The sequence below is a fragment of the Micromonospora sp. CA-240977 genome (assembly GCF_050942285.1).
Lineage (GTDB): Bacteria > Actinomycetota > Actinomycetes > Mycobacteriales > Micromonosporaceae > Micromonospora.
The window spans coordinates 2,615,215-2,631,238 of sequence record NZ_CP192055.1 but is presented as its reverse complement, the minus strand read 5'-3'; the positions used below and the strand labels follow the sequence as shown (position 1 = coordinate 2,631,238).

Annotated in this window: 16 protein-coding genes; 10 read left to right on the top strand and 6 right to left on the bottom strand. The window is 70.2% G+C overall.

The genetic code is table 11. The features are described from left to right. Positions 1-3 precede the first annotated feature (3 nt). The 3 genes from ACQPWW_RS12180 to ACQPWW_RS12170 form a co-directional block, all read right to left on the bottom strand. Entirely contained in the window at positions 4-540 is a 537-nt protein-coding gene (locus tag ACQPWW_RS12180) for a SigE family RNA polymerase sigma factor (RefSeq protein WP_433132155.1), read from the bottom strand. Next, the gene (locus ACQPWW_RS12175) at positions 540-1,151 is read right to left on the bottom strand and encodes a permease-like cell division protein FtsX (protein WP_433132153.1); all 612 of its coding nucleotides are present in this window, start codon (positions 1,149-1,151) and stop codon (positions 540-542) included. The genes ACQPWW_RS12180 and ACQPWW_RS12175 overlap by 1 nt, the downstream gene beginning before the upstream one ends. A gap of 61 nt (positions 1,152-1,212) precedes the next feature. Next, on the bottom strand, positions 1,213-3,387 hold the full coding sequence (locus ACQPWW_RS12170; RefSeq protein ID WP_433132151.1) for an FUSC family protein: 2,175 nt from the start codon (positions 3,385-3,387) through the stop codon (positions 1,213-1,215). Positions 3,388-3,586: 199 nt separating this feature from the next. On the opposite strand from ACQPWW_RS12170, the gene ACQPWW_RS12165 reads away from it, so the two are divergent. Next, positions 3,587-4,459, top strand: a complete 873-nt coding sequence (locus ACQPWW_RS12165) for a DUF4231 domain-containing protein (protein WP_433132149.1) — start codon at positions 3,587-3,589, stop codon at positions 4,457-4,459. A 116-nt stretch (positions 4,460-4,575) separates the two neighbouring features. Here the strand turns inward: ACQPWW_RS12165 and ACQPWW_RS12160 are convergent, their stop codons facing one another. After that, on the bottom strand, positions 4,576-6,402 hold the full coding sequence (locus ACQPWW_RS12160) for an alpha-galactosidase (RefSeq protein WP_433132148.1): 1,827 nt from the start codon (positions 6,400-6,402) through the stop codon (positions 4,576-4,578). Between the two features lie 102 nt (positions 6,403-6,504). On the opposite strand from ACQPWW_RS12160, the gene ACQPWW_RS12155 reads away from it, so the two are divergent. Next, the gene (locus ACQPWW_RS12155; protein WP_433132146.1) at positions 6,505-6,816 is read left to right on the top strand and encodes a hypothetical protein; all 312 of its coding nucleotides are present in this window, start codon (positions 6,505-6,507) and stop codon (positions 6,814-6,816) included. A gap of 14 nt (positions 6,817-6,830) precedes the next feature. On the opposite strand, the gene ACQPWW_RS12150 is transcribed toward ACQPWW_RS12155, so the two are convergent. Then, positions 6,831-7,004, bottom strand: coding sequence for a hypothetical protein (locus ACQPWW_RS12150; RefSeq protein WP_433132144.1), 174 nt, complete (start codon positions 7,002-7,004; stop codon positions 6,831-6,833). Between the two features lie 688 nt (positions 7,005-7,692). Between ACQPWW_RS12150 and ACQPWW_RS12145 the strand changes: the two genes are divergently transcribed. After that, positions 7,693-8,823 carry a transcriptional regulator gene (locus tag ACQPWW_RS12145; protein ID WP_433132142.1) on the top strand — a complete coding sequence of 377 codons (1,131 nt, stop codon included), beginning with the start codon at positions 7,693-7,695 and terminating at the stop codon, positions 8,821-8,823. Beyond that, positions 8,820-9,404, top strand: coding sequence for an HD domain-containing protein (locus ACQPWW_RS12140; protein ID WP_433132140.1), 585 nt, complete (start codon positions 8,820-8,822; stop codon positions 9,402-9,404). The genes ACQPWW_RS12145 and ACQPWW_RS12140 overlap by 4 nt, the downstream gene beginning before the upstream one ends. A gap of 130 nt (positions 9,405-9,534) precedes the next feature. On the opposite strand, the gene ACQPWW_RS12135 is transcribed toward ACQPWW_RS12140, so the two are convergent. Continuing rightward, a complete protein-coding gene (locus ACQPWW_RS12135) occupies positions 9,535-10,917 on the bottom strand; it encodes a cation:dicarboxylate symporter family transporter (RefSeq protein ID WP_433132138.1) in 1,383 nt (460 codons plus the stop codon). Between the two features lie 98 nt (positions 10,918-11,015). On the opposite strand from ACQPWW_RS12135, the gene ACQPWW_RS12130 reads away from it, so the two are divergent. The 6 genes from ACQPWW_RS12130 to ACQPWW_RS12105 all read left to right on the top strand — a co-directional run bounded on the left by ACQPWW_RS12130 (position 11,016) and on the right by ACQPWW_RS12105 (position 15,995). Continuing rightward, positions 11,016-12,602: an ATP-binding protein gene (locus tag ACQPWW_RS12130; RefSeq protein WP_433132136.1), complete on the top strand. Its 1,587-nt coding sequence runs from the start codon at positions 11,016-11,018 to the stop codon at positions 12,600-12,602. Further along, entirely contained in the window at positions 12,599-13,294 is a 696-nt protein-coding gene (locus tag ACQPWW_RS12125; RefSeq protein WP_433132134.1) for a response regulator, read from the top strand. The genes ACQPWW_RS12130 and ACQPWW_RS12125 overlap by 4 nt, the downstream gene beginning before the upstream one ends. Before the next feature lie 154 nt (positions 13,295-13,448). Continuing rightward, positions 13,449-13,838 (top strand): hypothetical protein, encoded by a 390-nt coding sequence (locus ACQPWW_RS12120; protein ID WP_433132132.1) that lies wholly within the window; start codon positions 13,449-13,451, stop codon positions 13,836-13,838. Then, on the top strand, positions 13,835-14,224 hold the full coding sequence (locus ACQPWW_RS12115; protein WP_433132130.1) for a hypothetical protein: 390 nt from the start codon (positions 13,835-13,837) through the stop codon (positions 14,222-14,224). The genes ACQPWW_RS12120 and ACQPWW_RS12115 overlap by 4 nt, the downstream gene beginning before the upstream one ends. After that, the gene (locus tag ACQPWW_RS12110) at positions 14,221-15,351 is read left to right on the top strand and encodes a sensor histidine kinase (RefSeq protein WP_433132128.1); all 1,131 of its coding nucleotides are present in this window, start codon (positions 14,221-14,223) and stop codon (positions 15,349-15,351) included. Before ACQPWW_RS12115 ends, ACQPWW_RS12110 begins: the two co-directional genes overlap by 4 nt. After that, a complete protein-coding gene (locus ACQPWW_RS12105; RefSeq protein ID WP_433132125.1) occupies positions 15,348-15,995 on the top strand; it encodes a response regulator in 648 nt (215 codons plus the stop codon). Before ACQPWW_RS12110 ends, ACQPWW_RS12105 begins: the two co-directional genes overlap by 4 nt. Positions 15,996-16,024: the final 29 nt, after the last annotated feature.

Here is a 16,024-nt window from a genome sequence, read left to right as displayed (position 1 = left end):
CTGTCAGATCCGGACGAAGTCCTGGCCGAGCACCGCCCGCAACCTGGTCAGCGCCCGGGCGTTCTGCGTCTTGACCACCGACACCGAGACGCCGAGGGTGCCGGCGACGGCCTCGACGCTCTGGTCCTCCCAGTGCCGGAGCACGACGATGGCCTGGTCCCGTAGGGGCAGGGTGGCCAACGCCCAAAGTAGGGTGACGTGCAACTCCGCGGTGTCGTCGAGCCGTCGGGGCGACGCCTCGGGCAGCTCGGCCAGCACGAGCTCGGTGGCGCTGCGCCGCTTCGCCTGGTCGAAGACGGCGTTCATCAGGACGCGACGGCTGTACGCGTCGAGGTTCGTGGTGTGCCGGATCCGGCCCCAGTTCGCGTACATCTTGGCGAAGGTGGTCTGGGTCAGGTCCTGCGCCAGGTGCCAGTCGCGGCACATCAGGTACGCGGTCCGTCGCAGTCTGGGCGCGGTGGCCTCGACGAAGGCGGTGAACTCCGCCTGCCGGGCGGTCTGCTCGCGCCGTCGGGCCGCGCCCCAGCGGACACCCGCCATCAGTCGACCGCCGACGCGCTCGTGCCGGCGGGGCAGTCGATGCCGACCACCTCGTCGACACCGGGCAGGCGTTCGACCGGGCCCGTCAGCTTCGCGAAATGCCACCGCGCGGCGAGCGTGATCCGGAACGCCTCCGGCAGTTGGCTGGGCTGGACGCTGGCGACGAGTTCGGGGGCGTCCGCGTACATCTTCGTGAACTTCGCGAAAGCCTCCTCGCGGCTCTCGAACACCACGGTCCGGACCGCCGGATCCGCCTCCAGCGCGCGATTGACAGCGTCGCGCTGCTGATCGGTGATGTCGTCGGTGAGGAAGACCGAAGCGTCGGTCGCGGTCGTCCGGGCGGGAAACTCGCACGCCTTGTTGACGAGCATGCCGAACGCCGCCGGCACGGTCGTCCGCTCCGGGGCCGACCGTTGCGCCGGTGTCGCCACGTTCACCACCCCGACCGCCGCGATGGCGGCCACGGCCGCCGCGCCTGCCGTCACCAGGCGCTGTCGGCGTCGGCGCAGGCTGGTGCCGGCGGCCATCGCCTCGCCGGCCAGGCCGGTCGACGACAGTGTGGGCTCGTCGACCATGGCCCGGTCGAAGAGCACCCGCAGGTTCTGATCCATGACTCACTCCCGTGATCCGGTGGACTCCCACACTCCATGACTGGTTGGGGCACCGGATCGGTCACATCGGGGCCGGCCCGCCGTCCGGTGGACGGATTCGGGCGAGGCTGGCCGCGAGGCCGGTGAGCCACCGGTCGACCTCCACCAGATGGCGAACCGACTGTGGGTCGGCCCCGCTGAGCAGCGGGCGGACCCGGTCCAGTTCGTCGGCGCAGCCCGTCGGGGCGGACGTCGGACCCGTGGCACTGTCGTGCGCCACCTCGCGGGCGACGTCGTCGTACGCCGAGCGCAGTCGCGCGGCGGAGTCCCGCAGCAGGGCGTCCGCCGCCGGCCAGCCGGCGAGGCAGCCGGGCGGGTTGCGGCGCAGCAGCGACTCCGCGCCGGGCACCACGTGGTGCCCGGCGCTCAGGACCGCGTCCCAGTTGACCTGTTGCCGGTGCGGATGGTGGCGCTCCGAGTGGTACTGGCAGTACGACGAGTCGACAAGGATCATTCGGCGCCGGACCCGGTCGAGGGCCCGGTCGGGAGACGGCGCACCGCCGAGGATCGCCAGCACGGTCTGCTCGACGGCATCCGCGCTGGCCCCCAGATAGCGGGTCGCGTTGTGCCGCAGGTCGTGGCTCGCCCCACGCGGCCACATCGCCACACCGGCGAGCACGCCGATCACCGCGCCGAGCAGCACGTCGACGAGGCGGGTCTCGGCGAGCCGCCACCCCTCGGGGCTGAGCTGGGCGAAGACGACAGTCAGCAGCAGGGTGAACAGCGCCTGTTGCCAGACCGGACCGAGCAGGCGACCGAGGCCGAAGGCGAGCAGCAGGGTCACCGGCAGGACGACGGCGTACACGATCGGCTGGTCGACGACGAGCATCACCCCGCCGCTGACGACGGCACCGGCGATCGTGCCCAGCACGGCCGGCCGCAGGGCGGTGCGGGTGTCGGCGGCCGAGGTACGCAGGACGGTGAGGGTGGCCAGCAGCACCCAGAAGCCGTGGGTCAGGTGCAGCACCCCGGCGGCCACCCGGGCGATGGCGAGCGCCACGGCCAGCCGCAGGGAGCTGTGCAGGTGGGCCGAGCGGGGTGCCAGGTGGGAGCTGAACTGCCACCAGTACAGCCGCCACGGGCTGTGCCGCGCGTACTCGAAGAGCCCCGCGGGGGTGTCCCCACCGTCGGTCCGCGACCCGGTGGCCACCCGGACGCCGACGGCGAAGACCCGGGTCTGGTCGGCCAGGGCCAGCGCCGTCGCGTCCCGGCACAACCGGGACACGTCCGGCGCGTCGTCACCGTCGCCCTCGGCGGCGCGGTACGCCGTCTCGGCTCGCCCGATCGCGGCGTCCAGGTCGTCGAGACCCACCGGCGGCGCACCCGGTGCCAGGGCCCGGCCGGCGGCGCGGGTGGTGTGCGCGCACGAGCGCAGCAGACGTGCCGCCGTCAGATTCCCCACCGGCTCGGGCGGGGCGTCCGCCGCCAACCGGTCCGCCTCGGCGAGCGCCTCGCGGAGCGCGGACGCGCAGATCCGCAACGCCCGGTCCTGGACGCCCGCCGCGCTCGGTGCCCACTCCGGGGGGTTGCGACTCAATTCGATGGAGGCCACCAGGTCGTACGCCCGCTCGCGCCGTGGGTCCCGACCACCCGGGCCGGCGTGCGGGTCGGTCAACCTCTCGGCGGCGACGTCGAGGAACGCCGCGATGCCGTCCGCCACGACGGCGAGGCGTTGCCGGTAGGAGACCGGCACCGGATCGGGCCAGAGGAGCACCTCCGCCGCGGCGAGCAGCACGATGGCGAGCGTGACGCCGCCGAGTCGCTCCGGCAGGGTGCCCGGCTGGTACGGCGGAAAGGACGCCAGGATGTAGAAGAGTTGGAACGCGCTGGCCAACCCCACCAGCCGCGGGTTGCCCACCCCGGCGAACGCCACGACGAACCCGATGACCAGCATCCCGCCCGCGGCCGACCACGTGCTCCAGGCCAGCAACGAGCCCGCGGCGATCAGCGCCCAGACCGCCGGTAGCGCCGTGACGAGGATTCGCGCCCGTTGCGGCGCCGGACCGGGCAACTGCGCGAACGACCCGGCGGCGATGGCGCCGAACAGGCCGTAGGTGGCGAGCACCGAACTGCCCGCGCCGTACCGGCAGCCGTAGAAGACCACGGACGCGACGAGGGTCAGCCGTGCCCCTCGCCGCAGGACGGCATATCCCGGGTCACGGCGGCGGAGCCGGCCGAGCAGGCTGGTTGCGAGCACGCCTGCTCCCCCGGTTCGTCGCAGCACCCCTTCCCGATCAACCATTCTCGCTCGGAGCCTGCCGGTGGCGGCGGCTTTCGCGACGAATCACCGTCCAGAGGCCGCCACTCCCGTGGTCGACGATCGTCGATCCCGATGGCGGTCCTGGTGGGCCTGACCCTCTACTGTCTAGTGAGGGTTCCGTCGGGAGGTCAACGCCATGCTGAACGCCGAGGATCTTCCGCCGTTCCAGCGGGCCGTGTCTAACGAGTCACAGCGCGGGCAGCGGATGTTCGCAACCCTGATGGCGCTGCGGCTGTCCCTGCTGCTGCTGGCCGCGGTCGCGGGAGTCGCCACCTGGAAGCTCGACGCCGTCGTCCTGGGTCCGGCGCTCGCCGCCGGCGCGTTTGCCGCCACCTCGATCGTCGAGGTCTTCCTGCTCACCAACCGCCCCACCGAGCAGTGGTATGTGGGACGGGCCCTCTCGGAGTCCATCAAGTCTCTGACGTGGCGATTCGCCACCGCGGCGCAGCCGTTCCCGCGGTCGCGGAGCGACTCGGAATGTGTCGAGGAATTCACCAACCGACTGCTGGGCCTCACCTGGGACATGTCCGCCGCCGGGCTGGCGGCCCCCGCCGTGACCGGCCAACAGATCACCGACGGGATGCGGTCACTACGCGCCAGCTCGCTCGTTGACCGCCGGGCCGCGTACCTGACCGGCCGCCTCGAGGGCCAGCGGGCCTGGTACGCCGAGCGATCACTGTCGAATCGGGCGCGCGCGTCACGCTGGTCGGTAAGCATGCTCGTGCTGGAGATCGTCGGAGTGACCCTGGCGATGTCGAGGGCCGCCGGGCTCATCGATGTCGACCTGCTGGGGATAGCCGCGGCGGCGGTCGCGGCCGGTGCGGCGTGGACGCAGACGAGGCAACACGCCGCGGTGGCCACGGCCTACGCCCTGGCCAGCCAGGAGCTTGCCGCCATGGGGTCGCTGGCCACCCGGATCAATTCGGAAGCCGAACTGTCGCAGTTCGTCGACGACACTGAGACAGCGATATCGAGAGAGCACACGATGTGGCGGGCACGCCGCCACTGAGGCGATGTGGCGGGCACGCCGCCACTGAGGCGATGTGGCGGGCACGCCGCCACTGAGGCGATGTGGCGGGCACGCCGCCACTGAGGCGATGTGGCGGGCACGCCGCCACTGAGGCGCTACACGGTGGTGCGTCGCCATTGTTGGCTGGTGCCGGTGCCGCAGGTCCACTGCACTGCCTGCGCGCCGTCCGCCGTGGCGGCGTTCGACACGTCGAGGCACTTCCCGCTGTGGCGGGCGACCAGCCTGACGTAGCCGGTCCCGAGGTCCTCGACGCGCCACTGCTGGTTGGTGCCGCCGTTGCAGGCCCACTGGATGACCCGGACGCCGTCGGCGGTGGCGCTCGCGCCGCCGTACACGTCGAGGCACCTGCCGCTGCTGACGCTTGTCACAGTGGAGTAGCCACCACCGGCGTCCTGGAACCGCCACCGCTGGTTGGCCTGCCCGTTCGCGGACCACTGCACCACGTTGGCGCCATCCGAGGTGGACGCGTTGAAGACGTCGAGGAGCTTGCCGCTGTGCCGCGCGGCCACCGTGTAGGTGGTCGGCGTGGGGGTGGTGGTCAGCGGCGCCACCCGGTACAGGCCGCTGCCGTGGGCGGGCAGGGAGCGGGTGAACGTGCCAGTGGCGGTGCCGAGGCCGGCGCCGGACCACAGGTCGGTGACGGTGGCCGAGCCGATGCCCAGGTCGGCCAGGTTCAGCGAGACGGTGGCGGTGGCGCTCTCGCGGTTGAACAGCGCCACGTACCGGTGGTCGGTGCCCGGAACGTCGGCGGCCCACACCTGCCGGGTGCCGCCGACGAGCTGGCGGTTGTTGGCGCTGTTCTGGTCGACGGCGAGCACCTCCGCGTTCGTCATCAACGCCAGCTCGGCGGCGCGGTTCTCGACCAGGTTGCCGCCCCACATCAGCGGCGCCCGGTTGATCGACCACAGGGTCATGAGCGTGCGCTGCTCGTCGGCGGTGAGCGCGGAGTAGCGGGGTGCGCCGACCGGGCCGTACTTCGACAGCCGCCCGATCGGGATCATGTCCGGATCGGGCCAGGCGCCCGTCGTCCGGTACGGCGTCCAGTTGCGCAACTGGTCGAAGAGCGCGTCGAGCGACGACCAGTTGTCCCACAGGTCGTTGACGATGCGCCACATGTGCGCGTTGTCCCGCACGTGCGCGCCACTGGCCAGCGGTGTCGCGCCGGGCGAGAGGCTCAGTACCATCGGCCGGCCGCTGTGCTGGATCGCCGTCCGGTAACCCTCGACCTCGGCCTGCCGGTAGGTCGGGGCCGCGATGTCGTCCACCTTCACGAAGTCGACACCCCAGCCGGCCAGGAGCTGGAAGACCGAGTCCAGGTACGCCTGTGCGCAGGCGTTCGACATGTTCAGGCCCCACATCAGGTTGAGCCAGGCCGCGGTGGTGGTGTTGTTGATCTGGTTGGCCCGGCAGTTGGTGCCGAGGATCGGCACGTTGTCGGCGACCGCCTGCCGCGGGATGCCGCGCATCAGGTGGACGCCGAACTTCAGCCCCTGGGCGTGCACGTAGTCGGCGAGGGGCTTGAACCCGTTGCTGCCCGCCGCCGAGGGAAACCGCGTGGTGTCCGGCAGCAACCGCCCGTTGGCGTCCATCCGCAGCCGGGGGTTGAGGTTGGCGTCCTGGTTGGGGCTGTTGTTGTGCTGGCCCGGGTAGTACCAGGCCCAGTCGATGACGACGTACTGCCAGCCGTGCTGGCGCAGGTTGTCGCGCATGTAGTCGGCGTTGGCCCGTACGTCCGCCTCGGTGACGCGCCAGTTGAACGAGTCGTAGCTGTTCCAACCCATCGGCGGGGTATCCGCCGTGCCGTTGTCCCACGCTGCGACCGGCTTCGGGGAGATGGCGGTGAGGCCGACGGTGAGCACCACGATCAGAACCGTGAGCCCGGCTATCCGCCGTGCGGTGGAACGCGCGAGGACGAGCGTCATCGGACCTCCAACAGCAGCGCCGACCAGGTTCGACAAGCAGTGGTGCTTGTCGATGTTAACGCTCACACATCTGCTGTCAAGCGCACCGGGTCGACAGGATCCGTGACCCACTTCGCAGACCTGACGCCGTACAGGTACCTGGAGCGGCATGACGAAGACGAGCCGCGGCCGGATCTGCCGCTGCTCAACGTCGGTTGGCTGCACGCCTCACATCCGTTTCCGACCGGCGCTCCTACCGACGGGTTGATGCCAGCCCTAAGGGAGCTGGCCACGACGCGGGTCCGTCAGACGCGCGGGCACCACTACTGCGAAATCTGCGTCCGGGACTCGGGTGAGCTGCTCCACTACATAGCGGCCCACGAATACCTGCCGCCAGCCGAGTTCTGCGCGGCGGCCCTGGCGGCAACGAGCTGACGTGGGTCGACGCGTCACACGAGGCGCTGGATGCGGACCTTCGGATGCTCGTTCCGCAGGTGACCCTGCTTGTGCTGGCGGACCTGCTCGTCCCAGACCTCCTGGTCATAGTCGGGGCTGGGCGGGATCCACCTGTGCGACCCGTCGCTGTAGTGGAACTTCTCGTCTCCCGCCCGAACGATGCTCACCGCATCCAGCCCAGAAAGCGCCGATGCAGCGCCTCTGCGGGTGCCCAGGCCAGGTCGGCTGACGCGCGGGCCAGTTGCGCGCCCATGTAGAGGGCAAGCGACAGCGGAGCCCCGTCGAACTCTGCGCTCAGTTCACGCCGTCGGGTCGGACACGGCCACGGCGCGTCGCACGCGCCGCAACTCCAGATTGGTAACACCGGCCCGTGATGGCTCATGGAAGCCTCTGCATCTGATCCTGCGGTCGCGTGTTGGTATTCCGGCGCTCCCGGCCGCCGTTCACTGTTGCTCCCTCGGCCAGTGGCCTCGGCTGATCGGGATGCGGTGCCGAATTCGGCAGGGAAGGTCTGCGCCGCACCGGCATGTCCAACGCCATCTGCGCCACGACCACACGGGGCGGTGCCGCCGGGCCAGGGTCATCGCAACCGCTGACAGATACTGGTCGTAGGTAACTTGCTGCCTTGGCAGTGAGGTGTCCTTCATCGATGTCTCCCTTGGCCGGGTCGGGCAGCACGACATGACCGACCCACTCCGGCGGGGCCGGTTACGGAACGTCCGGTGCTTATGACGCTACGATCACCAGGGCGTCGGCTGGACTCACCAGCAGTACGAGTGACCAGGCCAGGCCGTATCGGTCTACGCATACGCCGGGACTGAAACGTCGACCAACGGTCAACGTAGGGATGTCAGGATGGCCAACCAGGGGCAAGCGCACTGCCGACGCGGCGGCGTAACCGGTTATCTGCTGAAGCTGATCCGCGAATCCGTCCCCGCGACTCAGGAGCACCTTGCGATTGCGTTAGGTGTGGAGAGGACGACAGTCCAGAGTTGGGAATCGGGACGGCGGCCCTTCACCTCAGTCGCGTTCGGCCAGGCAATCGCGATCCGACAGAAACTGACCACGCTGGGCGCCAACACCGTCCTGTTGGACGCTCTCGACGATGCTGCCGAGGCCGACTTCATTCTGGCGGCGATCCTCGACCCCCAAGTCGAACGGATCGACGTCGCCCAGCAGCCGCTGGGCTGGTCGGTGCTTACCCAGCGCCTGACCGACCTCGTCCTCTGGGCGGTGCTCGGGCAACCACCCACGTTTCTGCGAGACCTCATGATCCGTGGCCGCCGGCGTGGGCCCGTGGCCGCCGGTCCACTGATACCCGTCGACGAACGCGCCACCTTCTTCACGCACCTCCGCGTCCTTGCCGAACGCGCCGTCAGCCGTCGCAATCCGCATGTCGTACTCCACCGGCAGGCGTGCTTCCTGGCCGGCGCGGACCCCACGGGCACCTCTGCGGCCTGGCTGACGCAACGCAACGCGAGGAACTCCCGTCCACCTACGCGGTTTCACACGTGGACGCCGCTGTGGCCCGACGCCCGCTCAGTGGCGACATCTCTTGCGAACCAGGGTGACCCCGAGCCCCTACGGGACTTTATCGCCCGGGCACACCCAGACGACGCCTGCGAACGCGCCGCCCTCAACTATTCGGCCTACTGGGTCGGCGAGGTTCCCTACCGTCAGCGCGATGATTCCTTCATGCCGGTAGCCCTCTCCGATTGGCGTGGCTCTCGACTCCTGCGACACCTGGTCGAACGCCTGGACGACAGCCGCGCCTTCGTGGACCTCAACATTCACAACACCTGGGCACTACTCACCGCCCGACGCCAACTCGCGCTCGATCACCCCGCAGTCGGCCGGTCACTCATCGAACGGAGTACCGCCCTCCTCGACGGCGACTCAATCTCGGAGCAGTCCCGAAGAGAACTAACGTCTATCGTCTACAGCCTGCGCACCGACGGACTTACCGGCACAGGGACGGGCAGATGAGCAACGAGCACGACAACGCCCTCGGCGTCATGAACTTCATCTTCGAGGCAGGCGTCCTCAAGCGTGCAGCTCGCACCGGCTGGTGGTTCGCTGGCGTCAAGCATCCCGAGTCCATTGCCGAGCATTCGTTTCGCACGGCCCTGATCGGCATGATGCTGGCCGCGATGGAAGGCGCCGACCCAGCCCGCGTGTCGATGATGTGCGTCCTGCACGACACTCAGGAAACCCGGATCACTGACATTCCCCACATCGCCAAGCGCTACCTCAGCGCAGCACCGAACACCGCCGTCACCGCCGACCAGGTCGCCGACTGCCCGCCTGCCGTCGCCGACACGATCACGGCTGCCGTCACCGAGTACGAGGCCCAGGAGAGTCTGGAAGCCATCGTCGCCCGCGACGCCGACAAACTGGAATGCCTTGTTCAAGCAGTTGAGTATCGCCACCAGGGCATCGACAACGTCCAACGCTGGATCGACAGCTCGCGTGCGGCCCTCAAGACCGCCTCCGCCCAACGCCTCGCCGACGCCGCTCTCGCAGGGCAACCGCTCGCCTGGCTCGCCCCTCCCCCACCGCAGCCGTAAAGACAGCGTTCGGTCCTGGGGACCCGCCTAAAATTCGCCGCACGGGCGGGTGATCGACACGAGATCAGCGATATCGGGGTGTCCCACACGCTCGGATACCCCGATATCGCTGACCTGGAGTCGACCATGGTCAGGCGGGGACGCCGGCCGGCGCGGACGCCTCGTCGGGGCGCGCGGTCGACTCGTCCTCGTCGTGCTCGTCGAGCATGGTGGCCTCGTCGAACGGGTCGTCGCCGCGCAGCACGCCGACCGCCCGGTTCCTGTCGAACTCGCCGGTCCAGGTGCCCACCAACACCGTCGCCACCGCGTTGCCCGCGAAGTTGGTGAGCGCACGGGCCTCCGACATGAACCGGTCGATGCCCACGATCAGGCCGACGCCGTCGACGAGGTCCGGTCGGTGCGACTGGAGGCCACCGGCCAGCGTCGCGATGCCGGCGCCGGTCACCCCCGCCGCGCCCTTCGACGCGATGATCATGAACAGCAGCAGCGACACCTGCTCGCCGATGGAGAGCGGGTTGCCCAGCGCGTCGGCGATGAACAGCGACGCCATGGTCAGGTAGATCGCCGTGCCGTCCAGGTTGAACGAGTATCCGGTCGGCACCGTGATGCCGACGACCGGCTTGCTCACCCCGAAGTGTTCCATCTTCGCGATGAGCCGCGGCAGCGCCGACTCCGACGAGGAGGTCGACAGGATCAGCAGGAACTCCCGGCCGAGGTAGCGCAGCAGCGAGAAGATCGAGATCCGGGCTACGAACCAGAGCAGCGCGCCGAGGAACACCAGCACGAAGATCAGGCAGGTCGCGTAGAAGCCCAGCATGATCTGGGCGAGGCTCTTGAGGGCGTCCACGCCGGTCGCGCCGACCACGGCGGCCATGGCACCGAACGCGCCGACCGGCGCCAGCCACATGATCATGGCGAGGACCTTGAAGACGACGCGCTGGATGACAGCGATCGCGCCGAGCACCGGCTCACCGCGCCGGCCCATGGCCTGGACGGCGAAGCCGACGAGCAGCGCCACCAGCAGCGTCTGGAGCACCTCGCCCTCGGTGAGCGCGGAGAGCATCGTGGTCGGGATGATCCCGAGCAGGAACTCCGTCGTACCGGCGGCTTCGTCGCCGGCGGCGGCCTTGCCCGCGCCCGCGAGGTCCTGGCCCAGGTTCAGGCCGGAGCCGGGGTGGATGAGGTTCCCGACCACCAGGCCGATGGCGAGCGCGACAGTCGACATGGTGAGGAAGTAGCCGAGGGCGAGACCGCCGACCTTGCCGACCTTCGCGGCCTGCCGGACGGAGCCGACGCCGAGCACGATGGTGCAGAAGATGACCGGGCTGATCATCATCTTGATCAGGTTGACGAAGCCGGTGCCGATCGGCTTGAGTTCCTTGCCGAAATCGGGGGCGACCAGGCCAACCACGATGCCGGCGAGCACGGCCACGATGACGGCGAGGTACAGGTAACGGGTACGGTCCCGGCGGACCGCCGGTGCCGGTGTGGTGGCGGATGCGGTGGTGTCCATGTCGACAATGTGAACCGCGTCTCACCCGTTGACAGCCTTGCGGTCATTCTGTTCACCAGACGCGACAACGACCGCGGCGCGACGAGGAGGTGGTGGGGGTGGCCCGACGCCAGTGGAGCATCGCGGGGCAGCTCTTCGCCCTCCAGGCGGTGGTGGTGACGCTGCTCGTGCTGGCCGGCGCGGCGGGCGCCGTCTGGCTGGCCCGCAGCGACTCCCGCCAGGCCGCCGAGCAGGAGGTGCTCGCGGTGGCGCAGACCGTGGCCCGCTCCCCCGACGTCCGTGCGGCCCTCACGACCGCCGACCCCGCGAGGGTCCTTCAGCCGTACGCCGAATCGACCCGACAGGCCACGCGCACCGACTTCGTGGTGGTGATGGCCCCCGACCGCACCCGTTTCTCGCACCCGATCCAGGACCGGATCGGCGAGCCGTTCGTCGGCGAGATCGGGCCCGCCCTGGCGGGCCACCCGTTCACCACCACCAACGTCGGGACGCTCGGCGAGTCGGTGCGCGCTGTCGTTCCGGTGTACGACGAGCGGCGGCGCATCGTCGGCCTGGTCTCGGTGGGCATCACCACCCGCGCGATCAACCGCAAGCTGCTGCGTCAGCTGCCGGTGCTGCTGGGTGTCGCCGCGCCGGCACTGGCGCTCGCCGCGACCGGCTCCTGGTTGCTGAGTCGCCGCCTGCGCCGCCAGACGCACGGCCTCGGTCCCGCGCAGATGACCCGGATGTACGAGTACTACGACGCGGTTCTGCACTCGGTGCGCGAGGGTCTCGTGGTGCTGACCACCGACCGACGGGTCGCGTTGATCAACGACGAGGGTCGCCGGCTGGTGGGGCTCGACGGGGAGGCGCCGGTGATCGACAAGCCGGTCGCCGGGATCGACCTGCCGCCCGCGGTGGCCGAACTGCTCGACTCCGGGCGCGACGCCCGCGACGAGCCCGTCCTGGCCGGTGACCGGGTGCTTGTCGCCAACCAGCGGACCACCCACTTCGAGGGCACCGTGCTCGGCACCGTGTTGACCCTGCGCGACCAGACCGAGCTGCGCACCCTGGCCAGTGAGCTGGACTCGGTGCGCGCACTGACCGAGGCGTTGCAGGCGCAGACCCACGAGTCGGCCAACCGGCTGCACACCGTGCTGACCCTCGTGGAGTTGGGCCGCCCCGACGAGGCCGTCCGGCTCGGCACCCGGGACCTGGCCCTCGCCCAGCAACTGACCGACCGGGTGGTCGGCGCGGTGACCGAGCCCGCGATGGCGGCGCTGCTGCTCGGCAAGTCGGCGCAGGCCGGCGAGCGCGGGGTGGACCTGGTCATCGAGCCGGACTGCCGCCTCGACGACAGCCCACTGCCGACCGGCGACCTGCTCACCGTTGTCGGCAACCTGGTCGACAACGCCCTGGAGGCGGTAGCCGGTACGCCGCCGCCACGCCGGGTGCGGGTCTTCGTCGGCGAGGTCGACGACGAGTTGCTGGTCCGGGTGGCCGACAGCGGCCCCGGGCTGGCCCCCGAGCGGGTGGCCGACGCGTTCCGGCGCGGCTGGTCCACCAAGAGCACCGGCCGGGGCCTCGGCCTGGCGCTGGTCGGGCAGGTGGTCCGCCGGCACGGCGGCAGCTACGAGGTGGGTCGCTCGGACGACGGCGGCAGCCTGTTCACCGTCCGCCTGCCGAGCGGAGGTGAGCGCTCATGACCGACATCCGGGTGCTTGTCGTCGAGGACGAGCCGCTGCTCGCCGAGGCGCATTCCGCGTACACCGAACGGGTTCCCGGTTTCGTGGTGGTCGGGGTGGCGCACACCGCGCGGGCGGCGATGGCGGCCCTGCGCGCCAACGACGGCGGCGACGTGGACCTCGTACTCCTGGATTTTCGGTTGCCCGACCTGCACGGCCTGGACGTGTGCCGGGCGCTGCGGGCCGCCGGCAGCAGCGTCGACGTGCTCGCGGTGACCTCCGCCCGGGACCTGACCGTGGTGCGCACCGCGGTGTCCCTCGGGGTGACCCACTACCTGCTCAAACCGTTCACGTTCGCCGCGTTCCGCGACAAGCTGGAACGGTACGCCGACTACCGCGCGCAGGCCCTCGCCGACGGGGAGGTCGCCGCCCAGCACGAGGTGGACCAGATGTTCGCCACCCTGCGCGGCGCCGCCGGGCTCAGCCTGCCCAAGGGACTCGACGCGCAGACCCTCGATCGGGTACGCGCCGCCCTCGGCGGTGGGACCCGCACCGAGGTGGGGTTGTCCGCGACCGAGGTGAGCACGCTGACCGGCATCTCCCGGGTGACCGCCCGCCGCTACCTGGAGTATCTGGTCACCGTCGACCGGGTGGTCCGCAGCCCCCGCTACGGCACCCCCGGCCGCCCGGAAGTCGAATACCGCCCCCGCTGAACGGGCCCCGGCGCCCGCGCCGGCTACGCAGATTTGCGTAGAGCCGAGCCGTCCGTGGGCTGACGTCGATCCCGGCTGGGCGGCGGATAGTCGAGCCGTGACCGATCAATCCATGGCGAAGACGGTTCGCCGCCGCTGGGCCGTCGCGACCTGTGTGACGCTGGTCGTGGCGGCGATCGGCGACGCTGGTCCCGAGATTGTGGAGTCCCGCAGCCTCATAGCCGGCTACGACGGCCCGGGGCCGCTGATCTACCTGGGGGTGGCCGCCATGGTGGCGGCCGTCAGGTGGCGGTTCATGCCGTTGTTGGCGGTGCTGACGGGCGTCTTGTTTCTCTTCGGCGGATTCTCCGACGCCTCTTTCGTGGATCGGCTCGGTACCCCGACGGAACCCGTCCAGTTCTGCGCGGGATGGCTCCAGGTGGCCGGATTCGCCGCGGCTGTCGCGTTCGGGATCGCCGCCGTCTGGCGGCACAGATCCGTGTCGGCCCGGACATCTGATCCAGACGAACGACACGACACTGAGATGGAAGGACCTCGACGGTGAGCGCGATCATGGCGAGAGTGGCGGCGGCACCGAGAAGCACAAGGCTGTCGTTGTGTGGTCTGGTGGTGGGCATCCTGGGACTGCTCATCCAGTGGATCGCCGACCCCGGCAAGTTCCCAGTGTTCCCGCCGGGGATCGTCTTCATCGTGGTGTGCGGTGCCCTGGTGGTGTTCACCGTCCGGCGCTGGTGGGCACCGGTGTTCTCGGTGTTGATCTCGCTGTGGATCGTCCTGGGCGGGTGGGCGGCCGGCCAACTGACGCCGAATTTCCGATCGGAGAATCTGGGGACTGTCGCGGGCAACGTGGTGATGTCAATCGGGCTGGTTTTCGCCGCGATTTCGGGGATCGTGGCGATGGTCGGAGCGTGGCAGGCTCGTGCGAGGTGAGGAACACGACGGGCGCCCCGGGACCCCGGCCGTTCCCACATCTGGTGGACCTGATGTGGACGGTCGGGTCGGCGGCGGTGCTCGTCGCCGGCACTATCGGTGCGGCCCGCAGGCAGGGCACCGCGGATGCGGACCTGGACTTCTGGGGGATTTCGCTGGTCTCGGCGGCGGCACTGGCGACGGTGGGGTTGCGCCGGGCGCCGGTCTGGGCACTTGCCGGAGCCATGCTGACCGTCAGTGCCTACTTGCTGGCCGGCTACCCGTACGGGCCGGTGCAGTTGTGCATGGTGGTCGCCATGTTCGAGGTCGCCAGACGCCGGCCGCTGCGAGTGTCAGCCGCTGTGTGCGGGATCGCGGCGCTTACCGCTTCGGCGACGGTGCTGCTGCGTCCGATGCCGCACCTGCACCAGCCCGTCGTGCTCGCCATGGGATGGACTGGCTGGGTGGTGCTGCCGTGGTCGCTGGGCGCGCTTGTGCACCTCACGACGGTGGCCCGGGAGCGGGCCAGACGTGATCTCGTGGCCCGGGCAGCCGCGGCCGAACGGGTACGGCTGGCCGGCGAGGTGCACGACGTCGCCGGACACGGCTTCGCGCTGATCGCGATGCACGCCGGGATCGCGTTGTTGGTGCTCGACGAGCGCCCCGACCAGGCGCGCGCCTCGTTGGAGGCAATCAAGGCCACCAGCAGCGTGTCGTTGGCCGGCCTGCGCGGCATGCTCGACGCGTTCCATCCGCGTGACGGGGAGGCGGGGCTGGCCGGTGTCGGTGCCCTCGTTGACGAGATCCTCGCGGCCGGTCTGCCGGTGGAGGTGACGATGACCGAGGTAGCGCTCGCCGATGAGGTCGACGCGGTGGCGTACCGGGTGGTACAGGAATCGTTGACGAACGTGCTGCGGCATGCCGGACCGACCACGGCAGACGTTCAGGTGACACCGGCCGACGGCTACGTGTTGGTGCAGGTCGGTGACCGTGGGCGGGGTGCCGCCGACGGTGCCGCGACGGGGGGACGAGGGTTGTTAGGGCTGCGCCGCAGAGTCGAGGATGTCGGCGGTCGATTCACCGCCGGCCCGCGGACCGGCGGTGGTTTCCAGGTCACGACGTGGCTACCGGTGGGGGGTGCCGGGTGATTCGGGTGGCCCTGGCCGACGACGAGGAACTGGTGCGGTTGGGTCTGCGAGTGCTCATCGACCGGGAGGACGACCTGGCCGTGGTGGGTGAGGCAGCCTCCGGGCACGACGCGCTACGGGTGGTACGCCACGTGCGGCCGGACATACTGCTGCTGGACGTCCGAATGCCTGGCCTGGACGGCCTGGCGACGCTACGGGCGATCGCGGCCGAGCCTGACCTCGCGTGCACCCGGGTGATCGTGGTGACCACCTTCGAGATCGACAGGTACATCTTCGAGGCGCTGCAGGCCGGGGCCGCTGGTTTCGTGCTGAAGGACACCGAACCGGCGGACCTGGTCCGGGCGGTCCGGGTGGCGGCGGCCGGCGAGGCGCTGCTGTCGCCGTCGGTAACCCGGCGGGTGGTGTCGCTGTTCAGCCAGCCCGGCGGCGGCATCACCCGCATCGACACGCTGACTGACCGGGAGCGGGAGGTTGTGGCCTGGGTGACCACCGGCTGCACCAACGAGGAGATCGCCCGAGAACTTTCGCTGAGCCCGGCAACCGTACGCACCCACGCAAGTCGGGCGATGATGAAACTGAACGCCCGTACCCGGGCCCAACTCGTCGTCTTCGGCATCCGCGCCGGCCTCACCGTGGACCGCTGACGCCGGCAACGGCCAACCCCCTGGCGGAG

Excerpts from the sequence above, each read along its gene's own strand:
- ACQPWW_RS12180 (WP_433132155.1), bottom strand. The coding sequence starts at position 540 with ATGGCGGGTGTCCGCTGGGGCGCGGCCCGACGGCGCGAGCAGACCGCC.
- ACQPWW_RS12175 (WP_433132153.1), bottom strand. The coding sequence starts at position 1,151 with ATGGATCAGAACCTGCGGGTGCTCTTCGACCGGGCCATGGTCGACGAG.
- ACQPWW_RS12165 (WP_433132149.1), top strand. The coding sequence starts at position 3,587 with ATGCTGAACGCCGAGGATCTTCCGCCGTTCCAGCGGGCCGTGTCTAAC.
- ACQPWW_RS12160 (WP_433132148.1), bottom strand. The coding sequence starts at position 6,402 with ATGACGCTCGTCCTCGCGCGTTCCACCGCACGGCGGATAGCCGGGCTC.
- ACQPWW_RS12145 (WP_433132142.1), top strand. The coding sequence starts at position 7,693 with ATGGCCAACCAGGGGCAAGCGCACTGCCGACGCGGCGGCGTAACCGGT.
- ACQPWW_RS12140 (WP_433132140.1), top strand. The coding sequence starts at position 8,820 with ATGAGCAACGAGCACGACAACGCCCTCGGCGTCATGAACTTCATCTTC.
- ACQPWW_RS12135 (WP_433132138.1), bottom strand. The coding sequence starts at position 10,917 with ATGGACACCACCGCATCCGCCACCACACCGGCACCGGCGGTCCGCCGG.
- ACQPWW_RS12125 (WP_433132134.1), top strand. The coding sequence starts at position 12,599 with ATGACCGACATCCGGGTGCTTGTCGTCGAGGACGAGCCGCTGCTCGCC.